This window comes from Phycicoccus sonneratiae, from assembly GCF_016887965.1.
Taxonomy (GTDB): domain Bacteria; phylum Actinomycetota; class Actinomycetes; order Actinomycetales; family Dermatophilaceae; genus Phycicoccus; species Phycicoccus sonneratiae.
This window is the reverse complement of the sequence record NZ_JAFDVD010000009.1, coordinates 24,284-43,592: the sequence shown is the minus strand read 5'-3', so window position 1 is coordinate 43,592 and position 19,309 is coordinate 24,284. Positions and strand designations below refer to the sequence as shown.

Sequence of the window (19,309 nt, the reverse complement as noted above, 5' to 3'; positions counted from 1 at the left end):
GGCAGCCGCCCGGTGGTTCCGGGTGTCACCTCCACGCGAGAGGATGACCCCCGTGACCCTGGCCATGCGTCCGTCGTGCGAGTGCTGCGACCTCGACCTCCCGCCCGACGCCGTCGGTGCCGTCGTCTGCTCCTTCGAGTGCACCTTCTGCTCCGGGTGCGCCGAGCACCTCGGCCGTGAGTGCCCGAACTGCGGCGGCCAGCTGATGCCGCGGCCGACCCGCACCGGTGACGCCCTGCGCCGCCACCCCGCGTCCACCGAGCGGATCGTCCGCGACGAGCCCTGTCCCGGACGGGGATACGCCGGGGGCGCGGCACCGGTCCAGCGCCTCACCCGCAAGCCCGAGCGCGGCACCGCCGACCGGGCCGCCCTCGACGCCCTCCTCGACGACGTGCTCGCCGGCACCCTCGCCACGGTCGTCGACGGCCGGCCGTGGTGCGTCCCGATGCTCTTCGCGCGCGACGGCGACCGCGTCCTGCTCCACGGCTCCACCGGGGCCGGGGCGCTGCGCCAGGTGGCCGCCGGGGCCCCGGCCGCCCTCACCGTCGTCGCCGTCGACGGGCTCGTCGTCGCGCACACGACCTTCGAGTCCTCGGCCAACTACCGCTCGGCCGTGCTCCACGGCGAGCTCGTCACCCTCGATGACGCCGACCGCGAGCGGGCCCTCGACGTCCTCTCCGAGCGGCTCGTGCCGGGTCGCACCGGTGAGGTCCGCCCGATGACCCGCCGCGAGCAGGTGGCCACCCTCGCGATGGCGTTGCCCATCACCGACGGGCGGTGGGTCCTCAAGGCCCGCTCGGGCGGCCCCGGCGAGCCCGACGAGGAGACGACGGCGTGGACCGGCGTCGTGCCGTTCCGTACCGTCGCGGGCGACCCCGAGCCCGCGCCGCACGCCCTCGCGACCGGTGCCCCGGTGCCGGCCTCGGTCACCGGCCTCGTCGAGCGGTGGCGCCGGTGAGCGCCCCGACCCCGGTGCGTGCCACCGGGATCGGCTCGTGGCCGGGCAGCTCGGCGCGTGAGGCCGTCCGGACCGTGCGCGACCTGCTGCTCGACGGCGACGGGGTCGGCCTCCCGTTCCTCCCCGAGACCCCCGGACGCGGGCCGGGCTCGGAGATGGTCGGGCGCGCGGCGGGGATGCTCGTCGACCTCGCGGTCGACCTCCAGCCGAGCGGCTGGCGCCTCGTCGACCGGCCGGGGCGCGACGCCGCCCGCACGGCGGCCCTGCTGCGCGAGGACCTCGACGAGCTCGCCGAGGCCTACGACGGCTACACCGGGCCGCTCAAGGTCCAGGTGTGCGGGCCGTGGACCCTCGCCGCCACCCTCGAGCTGACCCGGGGTGAGCGGGTCGTCACCGACCCCGGCGCCGCGGCCGACCTCGCGGCCTCGCTCGTCGAGGGCGTGGCCGCGCACGTCGCCGACGTCCGTCGCCTCGTCCCGGGCGCCGAGGTCGTCCTCCAGGTGGACGAGCCGGCGCTTCCGGCCGTCCTCGAGGGGTCGCTGCCCACCGCGTCCGGCTACGGGCGGGTGCGCTCGGTCGACCCCCAGGTCGTCGCCGGCACCCTCCGGGACGCCCTCGCCGGCCACGACGGCCCGACCGTCCTCCACTCGTGCCACCCGCGCGCGCCCCTCCCGCTGCTGCGTTCCACCGGGGCCGGGGCGCTCGCCCTCGACCTGACGGCCGCCTCACCGACCCGCTGGGAGTCGGTGGCCGCCACGCTCGAGGCCGGCACCGGCCTGTACGCCGGGGTGCTCGCCACCGACGGGTCGACGTCCGACACCACCGCGGTGCGGACCGTCCTCGAGGGGCTCGAGCGCGCCGGGCTGGCCACCGCCGACGCGCACGGGCTCGTCGTCACGCCGGCCTGCGGGCTCGCCGGACTCACACCGGAGGGGGCCCGGACCGTTCTGCGCACGGCGCTCGACACCGCGCGCCGTCTCGTCGAGGAAGTGGGTCCCTGATGGCGCAGCCGCGTGTGCCCTGGCAGGTCAAGTTCGTCGCGCTCGTGCTCATCTGGGGCTCGAGCTTCCTCCTCATGAAGGTCGGCCTCGAGTCGCTCGCGCCCGTGCAGATCTCGGCCCTGCGCATCCTCACCGGCGCGGTGGTCGTCACCGGCCTGCTGCTGGCGGGCGGTGGCCGGCTGCCAGCCGGGGCGCGGGTCTGGGGGCACGTGCTCGTCTGCGGGTTCTTCCTCGCCGCCCTGCCGTTCACGCTCTTCGCGCTGTCCGAGACCCGCGTCTCGTCGGCGCTCGCCGGCATCGGCAACGCCGCGACGCCCATCGCGACCGTGCTCGCGACCCTGGCCATCCTCCCCGGGGCCCGGGCCACGGGGCGCCGCCTCGTCGCGGTCGGGGTCGGGTTCGTCGGTGTCGTGACGATCATGCAGCCGTGGACGAGCACCGAGGGCCCCGACCTCGTCGGCTTCTCGATGGCCCTCGCCGGCGGGGCCAGCTACGGCATCGGCTGGACCTACAACCGCCGCTTCCTCGCCGGCGCCGACCTCGGCGGCCTCGCGATGCCGGCCGCGACGCTGCTCACCGGGCTCGGCCTCATGGTGCCGGTGACCGTCGGCTGGGCGGCGACGACGCCGGAGGGCCTGGCCGCCGTCACGGCGCACGCCCCGGCCGCCGACGGGCCGGCGTGGCTCCCGCTGCTCTGCGTCCTCGCCCTCGGGGTCGTGGGGACGGGCTTCGCCTACGTCCTCCAGTTCGACGTGGTGCGCGGCGCGGGACCGATCGTCGGCTCGACGATCACCTACCTCATCCCGGTCGTGTCGGTGCTGCTCGGCGTCCTCGTCCTCGGCGAGCACCTCGGCACCTGGCAGCTCGTCGGCTTCGCGGTGGTCCTCGCGGCCGCCTGGGTGGTCAACCGCAACCCGCGCTCACCCGAGGCGGTCGTCACCCGGGCCCGGGAGCGCGCCGCCCGCGTGTGACTCCTCGAGCGCCACGGCGGCCCGTCGCCAGGAGCGCTGGGCCAGCAGGCCGGCGACCACCGAGAGCAGCCCCATGACGACGAGCCCGACGGTGAGCGGGGTCAGCCCCTTGCCGGGGCCGCCGTCGAAGCGCCACGGCGCGGCGACGAAGACCCCGCCGGCGAGCCCGAGCCCCCCGACGACGATGACGGGGTCCCACCCGGAGGGCCGGCGGAGCTGGATCCGCCAGCCCGCCACCGCGATCCACACGAAGAGCGCGACCGCGACGACGCCCATCGGGACGAGCAGCAGGCGGACGACCGTGGGCGGGTCGTCGGCGCCGGGGTCGAGGGTCAACCGGGCCGCGTAGCCGATGACGAGGAGCAGCACGACGCCCCAGACCATCGCCAGGCCGAGCCCGGTGGCGCGCCACAGGTCGGCGGCGCGCACCTCCTCCTCGACCGGACCGTGCTCGTCGGTCATCGTCGGGTCCGTCGTGCGGCGGGGGAGCCCCGGCCTCACTCGGCGGGCGCGTGGACCTCGCGCCGGAGGATCTTCCCGGTGGGGCCCTTCGGGAGCGCGTCGACGACCCAGACCGTGCGGGGGTACTTGTACGCGGCGATGCGCTCCTTCGTGAACGCGATGATGTCGTCGGTGCTGGCGGTGGCGCCCTCGCGCAGCGCGACCGCTGCGCCGACCTGCTCGCCGTACAGCTCGTCGGGGATGCCGACGACCGCGACCTCGAGGACGTCGGGGTGGGTGTAGATGACCTCCTCGACCTCGCGCGGGTACACGTTCATCCCGCCGCGCAGGATCATGTCCTTCTTGCGGTCGACGATCGTGAAGTAGCCCTCGTCGTCCATCGTCGCGAGGTCACCGGTGCGGAACCAGCCGTCGGGGATGGCCTCGGCCGTGGCCTCCGGCTTGTTCCAGTAGCCCTTCATGACGTTGTCGCCGCGGATGGCGATCTCGCCGACCTCGCCGTGCGGCACCTCCTTGCCGTCGAGGTCGACGCAGCGCATCTCGCAGCCGGGGATGGCCAGCCCGATGGTGCCGGGCTTGCGCTCCTTGTCGGGCATGTTGAAGCTCGCGACGGGGCTGGTCTCGGACAGGCCGTAGCCCTCGAGGATGACGCACCCGAACTTCTCCTCGAAGGAGCGCATCACCTCGAGCGGCATCGCGGACCCGCCGCTGGCGCAGGTGCGCAGGCTGCTGGCGTCCATCCCGTCGCTGCTCGGGTGGTTGAGGATCGCGGCGTACATCGTCGGCACGCCCTGCATGATCGTGACCCGCTCCTTCTCGATGACCTCGACGGCCGCCTGCGGGTCGAAGCGGGGGATGAGGGCGAGGCTCGCGCCGGCGATGGTGGCCGCGTTGAGCCCGACGACGAGGCCGAAGACGTGGAACAGCGGCAGGCAGCCCATGACGACGTCGTCGGAGGTCATCTCCTGGATGACCTTGGCCGAGCGCATCGCGTTGAGGTGGATGTTGCTGTGCGTCAGCTCGGCGCCCTTGGGGCGGCCGGTGGTGCCCGAGGTGTAGAGGATGATCGCGGTGTCGTCGTCCTCGCGCGGGCTCGGCTCGGCGACGGGGGCACCGCCCTCGAAGTCCTCGGGGCCCATCGCGCCGGTGGTGACGACGCGCGTGCCGCTGTTCGCGGCACCCTTGGTGGCCTCCTCGACGAAGTCGGGCCACACGAAGGCGATCTTGGCGCCCGAGTCCGTGAAGAAGTAGTCGATCTCACCGGCCTTGAGGAGCGGGTTCATCGGCACGACGATGCCGCCGGCGAGCAGGATCCCCCAGTACACGACGGGGAAGGCCGGGACGTTGGGCAGGATGATCGCGACGCGGTCGCCCGGCTGGATGCCGTTCTCGCGCAACGTCCCCGCGACCTTCGCAGCCATCCCGTGCAGCTGGGCGTAGGTGACTCCCTGGCCGTTGACGCGCAGCGCGTCCTTCTCGGGCAGCTCGGCGGCGGTGGTCGTCAGGTTGGTCGCGAGGTTGGTCATCGGTGCTCCTGGTGTCCGGCGTCGGTGACGGTCTGGGCCCATCCTCACCCGTGCGGGCGGTCGGGCGCCAGACTTCGCGACGGTCGGCACGCCCGCGGCGCGACGGGGGTCAGGCGTCGGAGCCGCGGAGCACGGCGCTCATCCGCTTGCCGCGGGCGACCTCGTCGACGAGCTTGTCCATCCAGCGGATCTTCTGCATGAGCGGGTCCTCGACCTCCTCGACCCGGATGCCGCAGATGCTCCCGGTGATGAGCGAGGCGTTCGGGTTCATCGCCGGCGCCTCGGCGAAGAAGGTCTCGAGGTCGACCCCGGTGTCGAGGGTGCGGCGCAGGCCGGCCTCGTCGTAGCCGGTGAGCCAGCAGATGACGCGGTCGACGTCCGCGGGGTCGCGTTCCTTGCGCTCGGCCTTGGCGACGTAGTGCGGGTAGATGCTCGCGAACGGCGTGCCGAAGATGCGGTGCCCGGCCACGGTGCCTCCTCGAGTGGGTCGACGGGTGAGTGCAGCCTACGAGCACGCGGCAGCGGGTCGGTGGCGCGTCCCGGCCTGCCATCATCGTGGTCATGGAACGCGTCCTCGGCATCGGCGGCTGGTTCCTGCGCGCCGACGACCCCGCGGCGCTGGCCGCCTGGTACCGGGAGGCGCTCGGGCTGGACGCCGACGAGCAGGGCGTCTGGACGCAGGAGAGCGGGCCCACGGTCTTCGCCACCTTCGACGCCGACACCGAGCACCTCGGCGACCGTCGACAGGGGATGATGCTCAACCTCCGCGTGCGCGACCTCGACGCGATGCTCGTCCAGCTGCATGCGGTCGGCGCCACCGTCGACGACCACGTCGAGGAGATGGACGGCGTCGGACGGTTCGGCTGGGTCACCGACCCCGAGGGCAACCGCCTCGAGCTCTGGCAGCCCGCGTGAGCGCAGCGGTGCTGGCGGCCGAGGACGCCGCCGCCCTCGTCGAGGGGCTGCTCGACGCCGGGGTCCGATGCTGGGTCATGGGCGGGTGGGGCGTCGACGCGCTCCTCGGGTACGCCACTCGACCCCACCACGACCTCGACCTGTTCGTCGCCGTCCACGACCTCCCGGCGGCCGTCGACCGGCTGCGTGACCTGGGGTTCGTCCGCGCCCACGAGTGGGAGGAGAACCGAACGGTCGCGGTGCGGGAGCGGCTGTGCGACACCGCGTTCGTCGAGCGCCACCCGGACGGCCGCGAGGTCGACGTGCACGGCCTGCACGTGGGTGCCGGGCGGGCTCGTCCCGCCGCGGCCGACCCGTGGGACCTCCCCGACGGGGCGCTCGACGCGGTCGGCGAGATCGCCGGTCGGCCGGTGCCCTGCGTCACGGCCGACGCGCAGCGCGCGCTGCACCGGGGCTACGAGCTCCCCGGCACGCACCTCGAGGACCTGCGCCGGCTGGCCGCCCTCGCGACGCCGCCCCGGTGGACGGACACCGCGGAGGGCTAGCCTCGCGACGGTGATCAGCGCCGACGAGCTCCTCGTGTACTGCGACGCCGCCCTCGACGAGTACGCGGCGATCTGCCGCGAGCTCGGGGACGACCTCGTCAGTTCCCGACCCGACGGGTTGCCGTCGGCCAACAGCGCGTTCGCGCTCGTCACGCACGTCGCGGGGGTCATGGCCCGGTGGGGGAGGACCGTCAACCGCGGCATCGTCGTGCCCCGCGACCGGGCGGCCGAGTTCGTCGCGACGGGAACCGTCGAGGAGGCGCTGGCCGTCCTCGAGGCCGCCCGGGCCCGGTTCCACGAGGACGTCGCCGCCACCGCGTTCCGCGAGCCGCCGGCGAACCCGCACGCGGACTGGCCGGAGCCGGGGTACGAGACGCAGGGCGGCATCCTGCTCCACGTCTACGAGGAGCTCGCCCAGCACCTCGGCCAGCTCGAGGTGACCCGCGACCTGCTCGTGGCGCACCGGGGCCGGGCCGACCACGCGCGCTAGGGTCCTGCGGACGGGGGCGGAGGGGCCGCTTCCGGAGGGAGATGCAGATGTTCGGCCTCGGCCACGTCCTGAGCACGCTGCTCCAGCTGCTCCACGTCCTGCCGCCGCTCGTCGGCCTGGTGGTCGTGGCGCGGATCCGCACGACCCAGCGGTGGCGCACCTTCGCCCTGACGTCGTTCGGGCTCGGGGTCCTCCTCGCCCTGGCCTCGGTCGGGCTGAGCCTCGGTCTCGCGTACGCCTACCGCCTCGGGTTCCCCTACACGGCGCTCGGTCTCGTCTCCACCCTCCTGTCGCTGCTGTCGCTCGCCGCCGCGGGCCTCGGGGTGGCCGCGGTCGTCGCCGACCGCGCCTCCGACGCGCCGGCGCCCGGCCCCGTGGCCCCCTACCCGACGGCATCGGTCCCTCCGCAGGGCTGAGGGCCACCGGGCGTCGGTGGCGTGCGGCAGGATTGGCGCGTGAGCGAGACCTCCACCGACCCCGCAGCGCAGGAGCCAGCCGACGCCGTCCCGGACGACGTCCGGCACGAGTGGGAGACCCTCGCCGAGGAGGCGCGCGGGCACCAGTTCGCGTACCACGTGCGCGACGCCCCGACCGTCAGCGACGGCGAGTACGACCTCCTCATGCGGCGGCTCAACGCCATCGAGGACGACCACCCCTCGCTGCGCACACCGGACAGCCCCACCCAGCAGGTCGGTGGCGCGGTCTTCTCCACCGAGTTCCAGGCCGTCGACCACCTCGAGCGGATGCTCAGCCTCGACAACGCGTTCTCCACCGACGAGATGCTCGAGTGGAGCGCCCGGGTGACCCGCGACGCCGGCGGTGCCGAGCTGCACTACCTCTGCGAGCTGAAGATCGACGGGCTGGCCGTCAACCTCCTCTACGAGAAGGGGCGACTGACGCGGGCCCTCACCCGTGGTGACGGGCGCACCGGCGAGGACGTCACCCTCAACGTGCGCACCGTGCGCGGCATCCCCACCGAGCTGGCCGGCACGACGAAGCATCCTGTGCCCGACCTCGTCGAGGTGCGCGGCGAGGTCTACTTCCCCATCGAGGCCTTCGGCGAGCTCAACGCCCAGCTCGTCGAGGCCGGCAAACCGCCGTACGCCAACCCGCGCAACACGGCGGCAGGATCGTTGCGGCAGAAGGACCCTCGCGTCACCGCCAGCCGCGAGCTGCGGATGCTCGTCCACGGCCTCGGCAAGCGCGAGGGGTTCGACCTCACCCGCCAGAGCGAGGCCTACGCCGCGCTCGAGGCGTGGGGCCTGCCCGTGTCCAGCCACTTCCGGGTCGTCGACACCATCGAGGAGGTCAACGCCTTCATCGCGCACACGGGCGAGCACCGCCACGACGTCGAGCACGAGATCGACGGCGTCGTCGTCAAGATCGACGAGATCTCGGTGCAGCGCCGGCTCGGCTCCACGTCGCGCGCGCCGCGGTGGGCCATCGCCTTCAAGTACCCGCCCGAGGAGGTCAACACCAAGCTCCTCGACATCCAGGTCAACGTCGGGCGCACCGGCCGGGTCACGCCCTTCGGCGTCATGGCCCCGGTCGTCGTCGCCGGGTCCACCGTCGAGCGGGCCACCCTCCACAACGCCACCGAGGTGGTCCGCAAGGGCGTGCTCATCGGCGACACGGTCGTCCTGCGCAAGGCCGGTGACGTCATCCCCGAGATCCTCGGCCCGGTCGTCGACCTCCGCGACGGCACCGAGCGCGAGTTCGTCATGCCGACGGAGTGCCCGGCCTGCGGCACGCCGCTCGCCCCCGAGAAGGAGGGCGACAAGGACATCCGGTGCCCCAACAGCCGGTCGTGCCCGGCCCAGCTGCGCGAGCGGCTGTCGAGCCTGGCCGGCCGCGGCGCCTTCGACATCGAGGCGCTCGGCTGGGAGGGCTCCGTCGCCCTCCTCGAGTCGGGCGTCCTCGACGACCCCGAGCTCGGGGGCCCGAGCGAGGCGATGCTGTTCTCGCTCACCGCGGCCGACGTCGCGAAGGTGCCGCTCTACACGCGCGCGGCCAAGAAGACCGACCCCGAGGACGCGGTCGTCGACGGGCGGGTCCTGTCGGCCAACGGGCAGAAGCTCGTCGACAACCTCGGCCAGGCGAGGCAGCAGCCGCTGTGGCGCGTGCTCGTCGCGCTCTCGATCCGGCACGTCGGACCGACCGCTGCGCGGGCTCTGGCGCAGCACCTCGGGTCGATGCAGCGCATCCGGGAGGCCGGCCTCGAGGAGCTCGCCGGCGTCGAGGGCGTCGGTCCGGTCATCGCCGAGGCGGTCCGCGAGTGGTTCGACCGCGAGGGCAACGACTGGCACGTGCGCATCGTCGAGCAGTGGGCGGCCGACGGCGTCCGGATGGAGGACGAGCGCGACGAGTCGGTCGAGCAGACCCTCGCCGGCCTCACCGTCGTCGTCACCGGGTCGCTCGAGGGGTACTCCCGCGACGAGACCAAGGAGGCGATCCTCTCCCGCGGCGGCAAGGCCTCCGGCTCGGTGTCGAAGAAGACCGACTACGTCGTCGTCGGCGAGAACGCCGGGTCCAAGGAGGACAAGGCCCGCGAGCTCGGGCTGACCATCCTCGACGAGGCGCAGTTCACCCGGCTCCTCGAGACCGGCAGCCCCGACTGAGCCTCCGCCTCCGGGCAGCGGGACGACCCGGCGGGCCTGGATCGGCAGTGGCCCGCCGGGCCGCGCACGGGGGGCGGTCCCGGGGAGCGGGCCCGGGACCGCCGCCGGTCAGGGCGCGCGCCGCGCCTCGACCGACCTCGTGGTGATCGACGGCGCACCGACCGACCCGCGGCCGCCGTCGGCGGTGTGGACGACCCGCACCTCGAGGGCGCGGTCCGACACGATGTCGAGCACGCCGACGAGCAGGCCCTTGCCGTGCCCGACCGCCTCGTCGAGCGCGCAGCAGTCGTCCATCGTCGCGTGGCCGGCGGGCAGCTCGAGCTTCGCGAACGGCTTGGCCGGCACCACGTCCGGCTCGCGGCCGATCGTCTTGCCGTCGAGCACGACGGGCGCGAAGCGCTTCTCGATGCGCGCGGGGCAGGTCGTCGGGTTGTCGATGAGCACGGCCGTGGCGTACCGGCCGGGGACGACGGCGCACGGGCCGTCGCGGTCGTCGTGGCCGTCGTCGTGGTCGGTGGGCGGACGCGTGCCGCAGACCACCTCGACGACGTAGTGGTACCGGCACTTCGGGACGACGACCCGCACCTTCTTGCTCGCGACGACGACCCCGTCCGCGACGACGTCGATCGTGCCGGTGAACTCCTGGTCGCGCTCGGTGCAGGCCCGTGTCCCGACCCAGACGACCTCGAAGGTCAGCACGTGCGTCTCGTCCCCGGCGAGCGGTCCGTACCCGCCTGCGGGACTGATCGACCCGACGAACTGCGCGGTGTCGCCGGTCGCCTCGAGGTGCACGTTGCCGGTGGCCTTGACGGCCGCCGCGATGAGGGCCGAGAGGGTGGCGACGATGCTCCCGGGGTCGATGCCGCTCACGTGCGTCCCTCCCGGGGTGGCGGCCGTGATGCGCGTCGCCTGGCCGGGCGAGCCGGTCCCTGGACACGTCGTGTAGTCGCCGGCGTCCCCCTGCGGGTCGTCGTCGAGGGCGTCCGCGGGGCCGGTGGTCGTGCTCACCGCGACGACCGTGATGCCGGCCCCGACGAGGTCGGCGGTCGCGGACGCCTCGGTGATCGCCGAGGCGAGACCCGTGAGGTCGGTGCAGATGGGGTCGTGCCCCGGGGCGTCGCCGAACCAGACGACGATCCGCTTGCTGTCGGCGCGCCAGCCGATGCCGGCGTCGGTGGCCAGCTGGTGCAGCGCGTAGAGCTGTCCCTCCGAGGTGTCGCCGCCCTCGTCGGCGGACCAGGCGCCGATCGCCAGGCCGGCCGCCGTGTGGTCGGTCGTCGGCGACTGCTGGTGCTGGAAGGCGTAGGAGTTCGGCGTCGGCACGGGGAAGTCGCGGTAGTTGCCGACGCCCCACGCGACGTCGAAGGCCGCGAGGGCCGGGTCCCCGAGGATGGCGTCGGCGCCGGCCTTCACGGCGTCGAGGACGGGCGACATGCTGCCGGTGGTGTCGGCGAGGAGGTAGACGTCGGCCTTCGGGGTCGCGCCGTTCGGGGGCACGGTCACGGTGATGGTCTCGGTGTGCCGGTCGCACCGGTCCAGCCGCCAGTCGTTGCGCGCCGGGTCGATGGTCACCGGGTCGCGCGGGACGGGTGGCCGGACGGGGACGTGCGTGAAGTCGGGGACGAACGGGTCGTGGCCGAGACCGGCGACGAACTCGGCGAGGGGGGTGACGGACCCGTCCGCGGCGAGCACCGCGGCGGCGGCGGCGTTGCCGGCCCCCGTCCGTACGGCGTGGTACGCGGTGACCGTGCCGAGGCCCGGCACGCGGACCTCCGAGGCGCCGGCCGGGACGGGGTCACCGCCGAGTACCTCGGCGAGGTGGTCCCGCACGGTGGCGGGCAGGGTGGGGGTCTTCCTCTTCTTCGTGGGCATGGTGTGTCGCTTCCGAGCGTGGCGGGCCGATCCCCAGTCCGTCTGGCCGCTCACCCGGAGGAGACACGGGTGGGGCCGGTGATACCCGACGCGGTGCGAGGTCGCTCGGGCCCCGGGAGTCAGGGGGTGTCGTCGGCGGTGTCCGGCAGGGCCGTGGCCCGCGCGAAGCGGGTGTCGAGGGACCCCGAGACCGTCCGGGCCGCCGGCGAGTCCTCGCCGAACGCCTCCTCGCTGGAGCGCCGCAGCTGCGTGGCCAGGTCCTGCTGGGCGGCCATGACGGCGTCGAGCACCTGCTCGGTGACCGCCGCCCCGCCCTCGGTGCACGCCGAGTCGGGGACGGTGACCGCGACGACACCGCCCGAGGCGCTGACCTCGACCCGGACGCCGTCCTCGGACTCGCCGACCCCGCGCAGCGACTCGACGGACCGGCGCCACTCCGCGGCCGCCCGGGCCTGCTCGACGAGCCGGCGCAGCTCGGTCTCGCCCGGGGTGTTGCCCTCGAAGAGGTGGGGGTCCATCCCGGGGGTGGGCTGCGGCCGGGTCACCAGGTGCCTCCCTGCCTCGGGGACTGCGGACCGCTGCCCGGAATCGTCCGTCCGTCGGTCTCCGACGGCAGGGCCTCGACGAGCGGCGTGGCCGCCTCGACCTCCGCACGGAAGGCCTCGGCCGTCGCGGATCCGGGCCCCCACGCCGCCTCGGCGGAGCGGGCCGCCTTCTCCCGCACCGACTCCTGGGCCTGGCGCAGCGCCGTGCGGACGGCAGCGGTGACGACGCGGCCGCCACGAGAGGCGACGACGTCGCCGACGACGAGCCCCGTGAGCATCCCCTGGACGTCGACCTCGGCCCGGACACGACCCGCCTCGGCGGTGCCGGTGCCGGTGAGCGCCTCGACCTCGTGCTGCCACGCCCGCGCCGCGTCGGCCGCCGGGCCCGCGCCCGCGACGTCCTGCGCGATGGCGGCCAGCGCCTCCTCGGGACCCGAGTACCCCCGTGGCTGAGTCATGCGCCCGACCCTAGCCCGCAGCCCGCCCGGCGGGCGACCGGGCCGCGGTGCCGTGTAGCGTCGGCAAGACCGCGCCGGGCCCGCGCGCGGCGGACGAGGTCGGGGAGGACGAGGGACGTGCTGGTCCAGGAGCTGCACCCCGAGCGCGGGGTCGCGCTCGCCGCCGGCATCGCCCTCGTGCTGTTCGGCGGCATCCTGCTCCTCTTCCTCGTGCCGTACCTGCGAGGTGTCGCCGCGGGCCTGCGCACCGGGAACTGGTGGACGCCGTTCGAGCGGCGGCCCGACGGCCGCTGGGGCGTCCTGGCCGCCTCACGGTTCTTCGCGGTCTTCCGGGCCCCGGAGCCGGACCGGCGCGGCACCGGGGGTCTCGTCCTGCGCTGGGCGGTCTGGACGCTCGTCGTCGTCGGGCTGACGGTCTACCCGGTCGACCTCGTCGTGACGATCGTCAGCGCCTTCTGAGCGCCGGCCCTCACTCGTCCTCGGGCTCGGTCATGCCCGCGTGGCCCTGCTTGCCCGCGTCCGTGCCGTTCGTGGCGGCCGAGTAGCCGCTGTCGCGACCCGCGGCGGCCACCGCGTCCTGCATGTGGCTGGGGAACGAGGGCTGCGGGGCCTGGTGCCGGCCGCGCGGCGGCGTCCAGCCGTCCGGCGGCGTCCAGCTCCAGGGTGGGACCGATGTCGGTGGCGCAGAGGGCGGTCCGGCGTGCCGGGGAGCCGGGCGGTGCAGGGCCGGGTTGCGCTTGACCTTGTCGAGGAGGCGCAGCAGCTGCTGCCCCCAGGACCCGAGCGCCTTGAGGAGGTCGTCGAGCTTGCTGCCGGTGCGGACGAGGCCGGTGACGAACGACGAGCACTTGGCCGAGACGGCCGCGATTCGGGTGCTGATCTGGCCGATGATCCACGGGATGAGCGTGCCGAAGGAGAGCAGTGCCTCGGCGACCCAGCTGATGGCCGCACCGACCAGCTGGGCGAGCACGTCGCGCAGGAAGCCGTGGACGAAGCCGACGACGGCCGCGCAGGCGCTGATCGCCTTCTCCATGCCGGCCGCCGCGCCCTCGAGGGCGGAGATGGCGTCGACGTGCGTCTGCTGCCAGCCGAGGTAGGCGTTGACCGCCGGTCCCTCGTTGCCCCCGCGCAGCACACCGGCGCTGGAGCCCCAGTCGGTGGCGGCCGGGCCGAGGTCCTTGGAGATCAGCCCCCAGGTCTGGGCCTGGGCGACCGCGCCGCCGGGGTTGCCGGCGACCTCCTCGAACCACTTCTTGATCGGGTTGAGGTGGTCGATGATCCAGCCGATGCCGGCCGCGAGGGCGGACCCGAGCGGGTCGGCGGCCGTGGCGGCGGCGTCGATGACGAGGGCGACACCGCTCAGCGCGGCGTCGATCCAGTTGCCGCTGCACAGGGCGTTGATCGTGCCGTAGCCGCTGTCGATGAGACCGGCGCCGGAGGTCCAGCCCGAGCCCTCGTCGAGGCCGATGAAGGAGTCGCCGGCGTTCGTGCTGCCGGCGTCGGGGACCGCGTACGGGTTCTGCGGGCCGATGGTGGGTTGCGTGCTCACGGGTAGGAGCTCCTCAGCTGCCACGAGGCGTGGGTGTCGTCGGCCTCGTACTGGTCGGCCATCGCGCGCAGACCGTTGACCGCGTGGTCGGCGTTGGTGGCGACGGTGTCGAGGGCCCCCTCGACGTCGCCGCTGACGGCGTTGATGGCGCCGGGCAGCCACTGCAGGAGGAGCCCGTAGCTGTCGCCGCTGACCGAGCTGGCCTGCTGCATCTGGCCGAGCGTCTGGGCCACGCGGGCGACGTCACCCGCGTGGGTGCGGATCTCGCCCGGGCTGACGTCGTAGGTCATCGATCTCCCGTTCCGGTTGCTCCCCGACGCCCTCCCCGGGTGCGCCTCTGTCCTAGCCGACCATACTGAGGGCCATGAGCGGACCTCAACGGGGAGAACTCCCCACGCGCGTCGTCATCACGGCCCCCGCGTGGGTGCGGCTGATCTCGCTGCCGCTCATGCTCGCGTTCTGGGTGGGGTGCGTCATGGGCCTGGTGGGGCTGGTCCGCGACGGAGCGGGCGAGGACACGCCACTCCTCGCCGCGGTCGTCGGTTGGGTCCTCGTCCTCTTCTTCGTGCTCGTCATCCCGCCCGCGGCCTGGTTCGTCCTCCGCTACCGCACGGTGCTCGACGTCGAGGGAGACCGGGTCGAGCGGCAGCCCGGCGCCGTGTCGGTCCCCGTCTCCACCCTCCGCGAGCTGCGGGCGCTGCCCCCGTCGACCCTCAACCGGGCGAACCGCGGTGCCCGCGTGCAGGTCATCGGCGAGAACGGCGGCGTCGTCGCGCAGGTCGACGAGTCGATGCGGCAGTGGCCGGCGGCCCTCGCGGTGCTGCGGGCGTGGGCCCGGCGCGACCCCTCGCTCGTCGAGGGCGACTACTCCCGCGCGGCCCTGCTCGGGTCCGACGCCTGAGCCGCTCCGGGGCCGTCCGGCTCAGCGCTCGGTGGGCGTGCTGCGCAGCGCGCGGGGCGCGTTGAGGTCGAGGGCCACCGCGACGACCCGGATGACGAAGACGAGGGCGACGGCCAGCCACGCCGTCAGCGGGGACAGCAGGTCGACCCGGTCGAGGAGCACGACGAGTGCGGCGCCGGCGAGGGCGGGCAGGGCGTAGAGCTCGCGCTGGAGCACCTCGGGCACCTGGCGGGCGAGGACGTCGCGGAGCAGCCCGCCCCCGATGGCGGTGATCCCGCCGATGAGCGTCGCCGCGAGCGGGCCGGCGTCGCGGGAGAGGGCGACGAGCGCGCCGCTCACCGCGAAGAGCGCCAGCCCGGCGGCGTCGAGGAGGCGGACCGCACGCGTGACGTGGCGGCGGCCCCCGGCCGGCCGGGCGTCGTCGTCCTCCCAGACCCCGTGAAGGAGGAAGACCGCCCCGCCCGCGACGACGGCCGCCGCGAGCAGCCGCCAGTCGCTCACGGCGACGGGCGGGGTGATGCCGAGGAAGAGGTCGCGGATGGTGCCGCCGCCGAGCCCGGCGACCCAGGCGAGGACGAGGACGCCGAAGAGGTCGAGCCCGCGCCGGACCGCGACGAGGCCACCGGACAGGCCGAAGACGAAGACACCGCAGACGTCGAGGACGGTCTGCAGGGAGGCGGTGTCGGTGAGCACCGGCCGATTCTCGCAGCGCTAGGGTCTTCGACCCATGGGGGACCTGTGGTGGCTGCTCGGGCTGGTCTGGCTCGTCCTGGGGGTGATCGGCCTCGTCGCGGCCGCCGTCTTCGTCGGCTCGTGGTGGCTCATCGTGTGGCCCGTCGTCACCGAGGCCCGTCGGGCCCGTCGCGCCGGGGACCCCTGGCTGCCGTGGCTGCCGCGGGCGGACGGCTCGTGGGGACCCCTGACGGCCAACCGGTGGTGGTCGGCGATGCGGGTCGAGACGCGCGGAGGTCGCGGCGGGCTCGTCGTGCGGTGGGGGTTCTGGCTGGTCCAGTCCGCACTGCTGACCTTCGCGGCCGGCGTCGGGCTCTGGGGGATCGGGCGGCTCGTCGTGCTGGGTGTCACCGGGCGCTGAGGTCGACCGCCCACCGGAGGGCCACGACCCCGCACCCCCATAGACTGGCCGCCATGGCCGACCTGACCCGCGACGACGTCGCCCACCTCGCCGGGCTCGCCCGCATCGACCTCTCGGACGCCGAGCTCGACCGGATGGTCGGCGAGCTCGCCGTCATCCTCGAGTCGGTCGCCACCGTGCAGCAGGCCCCCATCGCCGACGTCGAGCCGATGAGCCACCCGATGCCGCTCGTCAACGTCACCCGCCCGGACGTCGTGCGCCCCTGCCTCACGCCCGACGAGGCGCTCGCCGGCGCCCCGGAGTCCGAGCAGCAGCGCTTCAGCGTGCCCCGCATCCTGGACGAGGAGTGACCGAGCGCGTGACCACCGACCTGACCCGCGCCACCGCCGCCGAGCTCGCCGACCTCCTCGGCGCCGGCTCCGTCTCCTCGCGCGAGGTGACCCGCGCCCTCCTCGACCGCACCGCGGCCGTCGACGGTGCCGTCCACTCCTACCTGCACGTCGACGAGGACGGCGCACTCGCCGCCGCCGACGACGTCGACCGCCGACGCGCGGCGGGGGAGTCCCTCCACGCGCTCGCCGGGGTGCCCATCGCCGTCAAGGACGTCATGGCCACGAAGGGCCTGCCGACGACCTGCGGCAGCCGCATCCTCGAGGGCTGGGTGCCGCCGTACGACGCCACGCTCGTGGCGCGGCTGCGGGCCGCCGGGATGCCCATCCTCGGCAAGACGAACATGGACGAGTTCGCGATGGGCTCCTCCACCGAGCACAGCGCCTACGGCCCGAGCCGCAACCCCTGGGACCTCGAGCGCATCCCCGGCGGCTCCGGCGGTGGGTCCTCCTCGGTCGTCGCCTCGTTCCAGGCGCCGCTGGCCATCGGCACCGACACCGGTGGCTCGATCCGCCAGCCCGCCGCGGTCACCGGCACCGTCGGCGCCAAGCCGACCTACGGCGGCGTCTCGCGCTACGGGCTCGTCGCGCTGGCCTCCTCGCTCGACCAGGCCGGCCCGTGCTCGCGCACCGTCCTCGACTCCGCCCTGCTCCACGAGGTCATCGCCGGCCACGACCCGATGGACTCCACCTCGGTCGACGCCCCGGTGCCCCCGGTCGTCGAGGCCGCCCGCCGCGCCGACGTGTCCGGGATGCGCATCGGCATCGTCCGCGAGCTGACCGGCGAGGGCTTCCAGGCCGGGGTGCAGGCGCGTTTCGACGAGGCCGTCCAGCACCTCGTCGACGCCGGGGCCGAGGTCGTCGAGGTCTCGTGCCCGTCCTTCACCTACGCCCTCGCCGCGTACTACCTCATCCTCCCGAGCGAGGCGTCGAGCAACCTCGCGAAGTTCGACGCCATGCGCTACGGCCTGCGCGTCGCACCCGACGGCCTCGACGCCCCGAGCGCCGAGCAGGTGATGGCCGCCACCCGCGACGCCGGCTTCGGCGACGAGGTCAAGCGCCGCATCATCCTCGGCACCTACGCGCTCTCGAGCGGCTACTACGACGCCTACTACGGGTCGGCGCAGAAGGTGCGGCGGCTCATCGCCGACGACTTCGCGCGCGCGTTCGAGTCCGCCGACGTCCTCGTCAGCCCCACCGCGCCGACCACGGCGTTCCGGCTCGGCGACAAGCTCGACGACCCGATGGCCATGTACCTCAACGACATCGCGACGATCCCGGCCAACCTCGCCGGCATCCCCGGCCTGTCCGTGCCGAGCGGCCTCGCCGACGAGGACGGCCTGCCCGCCGGCTTCCAGGTGCTCGCCCCGGCGATGGCCGACGACCGCCTCTACGCCGTCGGTGCCGCCCTCGAGGCGCGGCTCACCGCGGCCTGGGGAGGCCCCATCCTGGGCCGCGCGCCCGAGCTGACGGAGGTGGCCCGATGAGCACGACGACCGGCGCGGAGCCGACGTTGTCCTTCGACGAGGCGCTCGAGGCGTACGACCCCGTCATGGGGCTCGAGGTCCACGTCGAGCTCGGCACGAACACGAAGATGTTCTGCGGCTGCCCGACGGAGTTCGGTGCCGAGCCGAACACCCAGGTCTGTCCGGTGTGCCTCGGACTGCCGGGCGCACTGCCCGTCGTCAACGAGACGGCGGTCGAGTCGGCGATCCGGATCGGGTTGGCGCTCAACTGTTCCATCGCCGAGTGGTGCCGCTTCGCCCGGAAGAACTACTTCTACCCGGACATGCCGAAGAACTTCCAGACCTCACAGTACGACGAGCCGATCGCCTTCGACGGCTACCTCGACGTCGAGCTCGAGGACGGCTCCACGTACCGCGTCGAGATCGAGCGCGCCCACATGGAGGAGGACACCGGCAAGTCGCTGCACGTCGGCGGCTCGACGGGGCGCATCCACGGCGCCACGCACTCGCTCGTCGACTACAACCGCGCCGGCATCCCGCTCATCGAGATCGTCACGAAGCCGATCACCGGCACGCGGGAGCGCGCCGCCGAGGTCGCCAGGGCCTATGTCGCCACCCTGCGCGACCTGCTCAAGGCGATGGACGTCTCCGACGTGAAGATGGAGCAGGGCTCGATGCGCTGCGACGTCAACCTCTCCCTGATGCCACGCGGCTCGGACACCTTCGGCACGCGCACCGAGACCAAGAACGTCAACTCGCTGCGCTCGGTCGAGCGGGCCGTGCGCTACGAGATCGGGCGCCACGCAGCCGTTCTCGACGGCGGCGGCTCCATCACGCAGGAGACGCGGCACTGGCACGAGGACACCGGCATCACGACGTCGGGACGCGTGAAGTCCGACGCCGAGGACTACCGGTACTTCCCCGAGCCCGACCTCGTGCCGGTCGCCCCGTCGCGCGAGAGCGTCGAGGCGCTGCGGGCCACGCTGCCCGAGCCGCCCGCCGAGCGCCGCAAGCGGCTGCAGGCGGACTGGGGCTACAGCGACCTCGAGATGCGCGACGTCGTCAACGCCGGGCTCGTCGAGCTCGTCGAGGAGACCGTCGCCGCCGGGGCGTCACCGGCCGCGGCCCGCAAGTGGTGGTCCGGCGAGATCGCGCGGCGGGCGAACACCGAGGGCGAGGACGTGCCGACGTACGCCGCGCGCCTCGGGGTCACGCCGGCCCACGTCGTCGAGCTCGAGTCGCTCGTCACCGGTGGGCGGCTCAACGACTCGATGGCCCGACAGGCCTGGGAGGGCGTCCTCGACGGCGAGGGCACCCCCACCGAGGTCGCCGACGCCCGCGGGCTCGAGCTCGTCCAGGACACCGGGGCTCTCGAGGCGGCGGTCGACGCCGTCATCGCCGCGAACCCCGATGTCGCCGACAAGATCCGCGACGGCAAGGTGCAGGCCGTCGGCGCGCTCATCGGGCAGGTCATGCGCGAGATGAAGGGCCAGGCCGACGCGGCCGCCGCGCGGCAGATCATCCTCGAGCGGCTCGGCCAGGCCTGAGCC

Annotated in this window: 23 protein-coding genes; 14 read left to right on the top strand and 9 right to left on the bottom strand. The window is 74.1% G+C overall.

Translation table 11 applies throughout. The annotated features are described in order from the left end of the window. Nucleotides 1–52: 52 nt before the first annotated feature. From JQN70_RS09250 to JQN70_RS09240, 3 genes are read left to right on the top strand one after another with little or no spacing between them, the layout of a single operon-like run. Nucleotides 53–958, top strand: coding sequence for a DUF1272 domain-containing protein (locus JQN70_RS09250; RefSeq protein WP_307835893.1), 906 nt, complete (start codon nucleotides 53–55; stop codon nucleotides 956–958). Continuing rightward, a complete protein-coding gene (locus JQN70_RS09245; RefSeq protein ID WP_307835892.1) occupies nucleotides 955–1,959 on the top strand; it encodes a uroporphyrinogen decarboxylase/cobalamine-independent methonine synthase family protein in 1,005 nt (334 codons plus the stop codon). The genes JQN70_RS09250 and JQN70_RS09245 overlap by 4 nt, the downstream gene beginning before the upstream one ends. Continuing rightward, nucleotides 1,959–2,930: a DMT family transporter gene (locus tag JQN70_RS09240; RefSeq protein WP_239111350.1), complete on the top strand. Its 972-nt coding sequence runs from the start codon at nucleotides 1,959–1,961 to the stop codon at nucleotides 2,928–2,930. Before JQN70_RS09245 ends, JQN70_RS09240 begins: the two co-directional genes overlap by 1 nt. On the opposite strand, the gene JQN70_RS09235 is transcribed toward JQN70_RS09240, so the two are convergent. The 3 genes from JQN70_RS09235 to JQN70_RS09225 all read right to left on the bottom strand — a co-directional run bounded on the left by JQN70_RS09235 (nucleotide 2,880) and on the right by JQN70_RS09225 (nucleotide 5,387). After that, on the bottom strand, nucleotides 2,880–3,392 hold the full coding sequence (locus JQN70_RS09235; RefSeq protein ID WP_204131048.1) for a hypothetical protein: 513 nt from the start codon (nucleotides 3,390–3,392) through the stop codon (nucleotides 2,880–2,882). The genes JQN70_RS09240 and JQN70_RS09235 overlap by 51 nt on opposite strands. Nucleotides 3,393–3,427: 35 nt before the next feature. Next, nucleotides 3,428–4,918 (bottom strand): long-chain-fatty-acid--CoA ligase, encoded by a 1,491-nt coding sequence (locus JQN70_RS09230; protein ID WP_204131047.1) that lies wholly within the window; start codon nucleotides 4,916–4,918, stop codon nucleotides 3,428–3,430. A 109-nt stretch (nucleotides 4,919–5,027) separates the two neighbouring features. Then, nucleotides 5,028–5,387 carry a DUF2200 domain-containing protein gene (locus JQN70_RS09225; protein WP_204131046.1) on the bottom strand — a complete coding sequence of 120 codons (360 nt, stop codon included), beginning with the start codon at nucleotides 5,385–5,387 and terminating at the stop codon, nucleotides 5,028–5,030. Nucleotides 5,388–5,479: 92 nt separating this feature from the next. Between JQN70_RS09225 and JQN70_RS09220 the strand changes: the two genes are divergently transcribed. The 5 genes from JQN70_RS09220 to ligA are packed head-to-tail and all read left to right on the top strand — an operon-like array spanning nucleotide 5,480 to nucleotide 9,486. After that, nucleotides 5,480–5,833: a VOC family protein gene (locus tag JQN70_RS09220; protein ID WP_204131045.1), complete on the top strand. Its 354-nt coding sequence runs from the start codon at nucleotides 5,480–5,482 to the stop codon at nucleotides 5,831–5,833. Beyond that, a complete protein-coding gene (locus tag JQN70_RS09215; RefSeq protein WP_204131044.1) occupies nucleotides 5,830–6,378 on the top strand; it encodes a nucleotidyltransferase domain-containing protein in 549 nt (182 codons plus the stop codon). Before JQN70_RS09220 ends, JQN70_RS09215 begins: the two co-directional genes overlap by 4 nt. 10 nt (nucleotides 6,379–6,388) lie before the next feature. Further along, a complete protein-coding gene (locus JQN70_RS09210) occupies nucleotides 6,389–6,868 on the top strand; it encodes a mycothiol transferase (protein ID WP_204131043.1) in 480 nt (159 codons plus the stop codon). A gap of 47 nt (nucleotides 6,869–6,915) precedes the next feature. Further along, nucleotides 6,916–7,284 (top strand): hypothetical protein, encoded by a 369-nt coding sequence (locus JQN70_RS09205; RefSeq protein ID WP_204131042.1) that lies wholly within the window; start codon nucleotides 6,916–6,918, stop codon nucleotides 7,282–7,284. 39 nt (nucleotides 7,285–7,323) lie between these two features. Next, nucleotides 7,324–9,486: an NAD-dependent DNA ligase LigA gene (gene ligA / locus JQN70_RS09200; protein ID WP_307835891.1), complete on the top strand. Its 2,163-nt coding sequence runs from the start codon at nucleotides 7,324–7,326 to the stop codon at nucleotides 9,484–9,486. A 108-nt stretch (nucleotides 9,487–9,594) separates the two neighbouring features. Here the strand turns inward: ligA and JQN70_RS09195 are convergent, their stop codons facing one another. The 3 genes from JQN70_RS09195 to JQN70_RS09185 all read right to left on the bottom strand — a co-directional run bounded on the left by JQN70_RS09195 (nucleotide 9,595) and on the right by JQN70_RS09185 (nucleotide 12,361). Next, nucleotides 9,595–11,358: a vWA domain-containing protein gene (locus JQN70_RS09195; protein WP_204131040.1), complete on the bottom strand. Its 1,764-nt coding sequence runs from the start codon at nucleotides 11,356–11,358 to the stop codon at nucleotides 9,595–9,597. A 119-nt stretch (nucleotides 11,359–11,477) separates the two neighbouring features. Continuing rightward, nucleotides 11,478–11,903 carry a hypothetical protein gene (locus JQN70_RS09190; protein WP_204131039.1) on the bottom strand — a complete coding sequence of 142 codons (426 nt, stop codon included), beginning with the start codon at nucleotides 11,901–11,903 and terminating at the stop codon, nucleotides 11,478–11,480. Further along, nucleotides 11,900–12,361: a YbaB/EbfC family nucleoid-associated protein gene (locus tag JQN70_RS09185; RefSeq protein ID WP_204131038.1), complete on the bottom strand. Its 462-nt coding sequence runs from the start codon at nucleotides 12,359–12,361 to the stop codon at nucleotides 11,900–11,902. Before JQN70_RS09185 ends, JQN70_RS09190 begins: the two co-directional genes overlap by 4 nt. Before the next feature lie 117 nt (nucleotides 12,362–12,478). Here JQN70_RS09185 and JQN70_RS09180 point away from each other — a divergent pair, with 117 nt between their 5' ends. Next, on the top strand, nucleotides 12,479–12,820 hold the full coding sequence (locus JQN70_RS09180; protein WP_204131037.1) for a hypothetical protein: 342 nt from the start codon (nucleotides 12,479–12,481) through the stop codon (nucleotides 12,818–12,820). Between the two features lie 10 nt (nucleotides 12,821–12,830). Here JQN70_RS09180 and JQN70_RS09175 read toward each other — a convergent pair whose 3' ends face one another. Both JQN70_RS09175 and JQN70_RS09170 read right to left on the bottom strand, forming a co-directional pair. Further along, nucleotides 12,831–13,910 (bottom strand): hypothetical protein, encoded by a 1,080-nt coding sequence (locus JQN70_RS09175; RefSeq protein WP_204131036.1) that lies wholly within the window; start codon nucleotides 13,908–13,910, stop codon nucleotides 12,831–12,833. After that, the gene (locus tag JQN70_RS09170) at nucleotides 13,907–14,200 is read right to left on the bottom strand and encodes a type VII secretion target (protein ID WP_204131035.1); all 294 of its coding nucleotides are present in this window, start codon (nucleotides 14,198–14,200) and stop codon (nucleotides 13,907–13,909) included. The genes JQN70_RS09175 and JQN70_RS09170 overlap by 4 nt, the downstream gene beginning before the upstream one ends. A gap of 74 nt (nucleotides 14,201–14,274) precedes the next feature. On the opposite strand from JQN70_RS09170, the gene JQN70_RS09165 reads away from it, so the two are divergent. After that, nucleotides 14,275–14,811, top strand: coding sequence for a hypothetical protein (locus JQN70_RS09165; protein WP_204131034.1), 537 nt, complete (start codon nucleotides 14,275–14,277; stop codon nucleotides 14,809–14,811). Nucleotides 14,812–14,832: 21 nt separating this feature from the next. On the opposite strand, the gene JQN70_RS09160 is transcribed toward JQN70_RS09165, so the two are convergent. Then, a complete protein-coding gene (locus tag JQN70_RS09160; protein WP_204131033.1) occupies nucleotides 14,833–15,504 on the bottom strand; it encodes a trimeric intracellular cation channel family protein in 672 nt (223 codons plus the stop codon). Between the two features lie 34 nt (nucleotides 15,505–15,538). On the opposite strand from JQN70_RS09160, the gene JQN70_RS09155 reads away from it, so the two are divergent. Genes JQN70_RS09155 through gatB form a run of 4 tightly spaced genes read left to right on the top strand, consistent with a single transcriptional unit; the run spans nucleotide 15,539 to nucleotide 19,306 of the window. Beyond that, the gene (locus JQN70_RS09155) at nucleotides 15,539–15,904 is read left to right on the top strand and encodes a hypothetical protein (protein WP_204131032.1); all 366 of its coding nucleotides are present in this window, start codon (nucleotides 15,539–15,541) and stop codon (nucleotides 15,902–15,904) included. A 53-nt stretch (nucleotides 15,905–15,957) separates the two neighbouring features. Further along, entirely contained in the window at nucleotides 15,958–16,254 is a 297-nt protein-coding gene (gene gatC, locus JQN70_RS09150; protein ID WP_204131031.1) for an Asp-tRNA(Asn)/Glu-tRNA(Gln) amidotransferase subunit GatC, read from the top strand. Between the two features lie 8 nt (nucleotides 16,255–16,262). After that, nucleotides 16,263–17,780, top strand: a complete 1,518-nt coding sequence (gene gatA, locus JQN70_RS09145; protein ID WP_204131030.1) for an Asp-tRNA(Asn)/Glu-tRNA(Gln) amidotransferase subunit GatA — start codon at nucleotides 16,263–16,265, stop codon at nucleotides 17,778–17,780. Then, nucleotides 17,777–19,306, top strand: coding sequence for an Asp-tRNA(Asn)/Glu-tRNA(Gln) amidotransferase subunit GatB (gatB, locus tag JQN70_RS09140; protein WP_204131029.1), 1,530 nt, complete (start codon nucleotides 17,777–17,779; stop codon nucleotides 19,304–19,306). The genes gatA and gatB overlap by 4 nt, the downstream gene beginning before the upstream one ends. Nucleotides 19,307–19,309: the final 3 nt, after the last annotated feature.

Excerpts from the sequence above, each read along its gene's own strand:
- JQN70_RS09240 (WP_239111350.1), top strand. The coding sequence starts at position 1,959 with ATGGCGCAGCCGCGTGTGCCCTGGCAGGTCAAGTTCGTCGCGCTCGTG.
- JQN70_RS09235 (WP_204131048.1), bottom strand. The coding sequence starts at position 3,392 with ATGACCGACGAGCACGGTCCGGTCGAGGAGGAGGTGCGCGCCGCCGAC.
- JQN70_RS09230 (WP_204131047.1), bottom strand. The coding sequence starts at position 4,918 with ATGACCAACCTCGCGACCAACCTGACGACCACCGCCGCCGAGCTGCCC.
- JQN70_RS09220 (WP_204131045.1), top strand. The coding sequence starts at position 5,480 with ATGGAACGCGTCCTCGGCATCGGCGGCTGGTTCCTGCGCGCCGACGAC.
- JQN70_RS09205 (WP_204131042.1), top strand. The coding sequence starts at position 6,916 with ATGTTCGGCCTCGGCCACGTCCTGAGCACGCTGCTCCAGCTGCTCCAC.
- JQN70_RS09195 (WP_204131040.1), bottom strand. The coding sequence starts at position 11,358 with ATGCCCACGAAGAAGAGGAAGACCCCCACCCTGCCCGCCACCGTGCGG.
- JQN70_RS09185 (WP_204131038.1), bottom strand. The coding sequence starts at position 12,361 with ATGACTCAGCCACGGGGGTACTCGGGTCCCGAGGAGGCGCTGGCCGCC.
- JQN70_RS09170 (WP_204131035.1), bottom strand. The coding sequence starts at position 14,200 with ATGACCTACGACGTCAGCCCGGGCGAGATCCGCACCCACGCGGGTGAC.
- JQN70_RS09165 (WP_204131034.1), top strand. The coding sequence starts at position 14,275 with ATGAGCGGACCTCAACGGGGAGAACTCCCCACGCGCGTCGTCATCACG.
- JQN70_RS09155 (WP_204131032.1), top strand. The coding sequence starts at position 15,539 with ATGGGGGACCTGTGGTGGCTGCTCGGGCTGGTCTGGCTCGTCCTGGGG.
- gatC (WP_204131031.1), top strand. The coding sequence starts at position 15,958 with ATGGCCGACCTGACCCGCGACGACGTCGCCCACCTCGCCGGGCTCGCC.
- gatB (WP_204131029.1), top strand. The coding sequence starts at position 17,777 with ATGAGCACGACGACCGGCGCGGAGCCGACGTTGTCCTTCGACGAGGCG.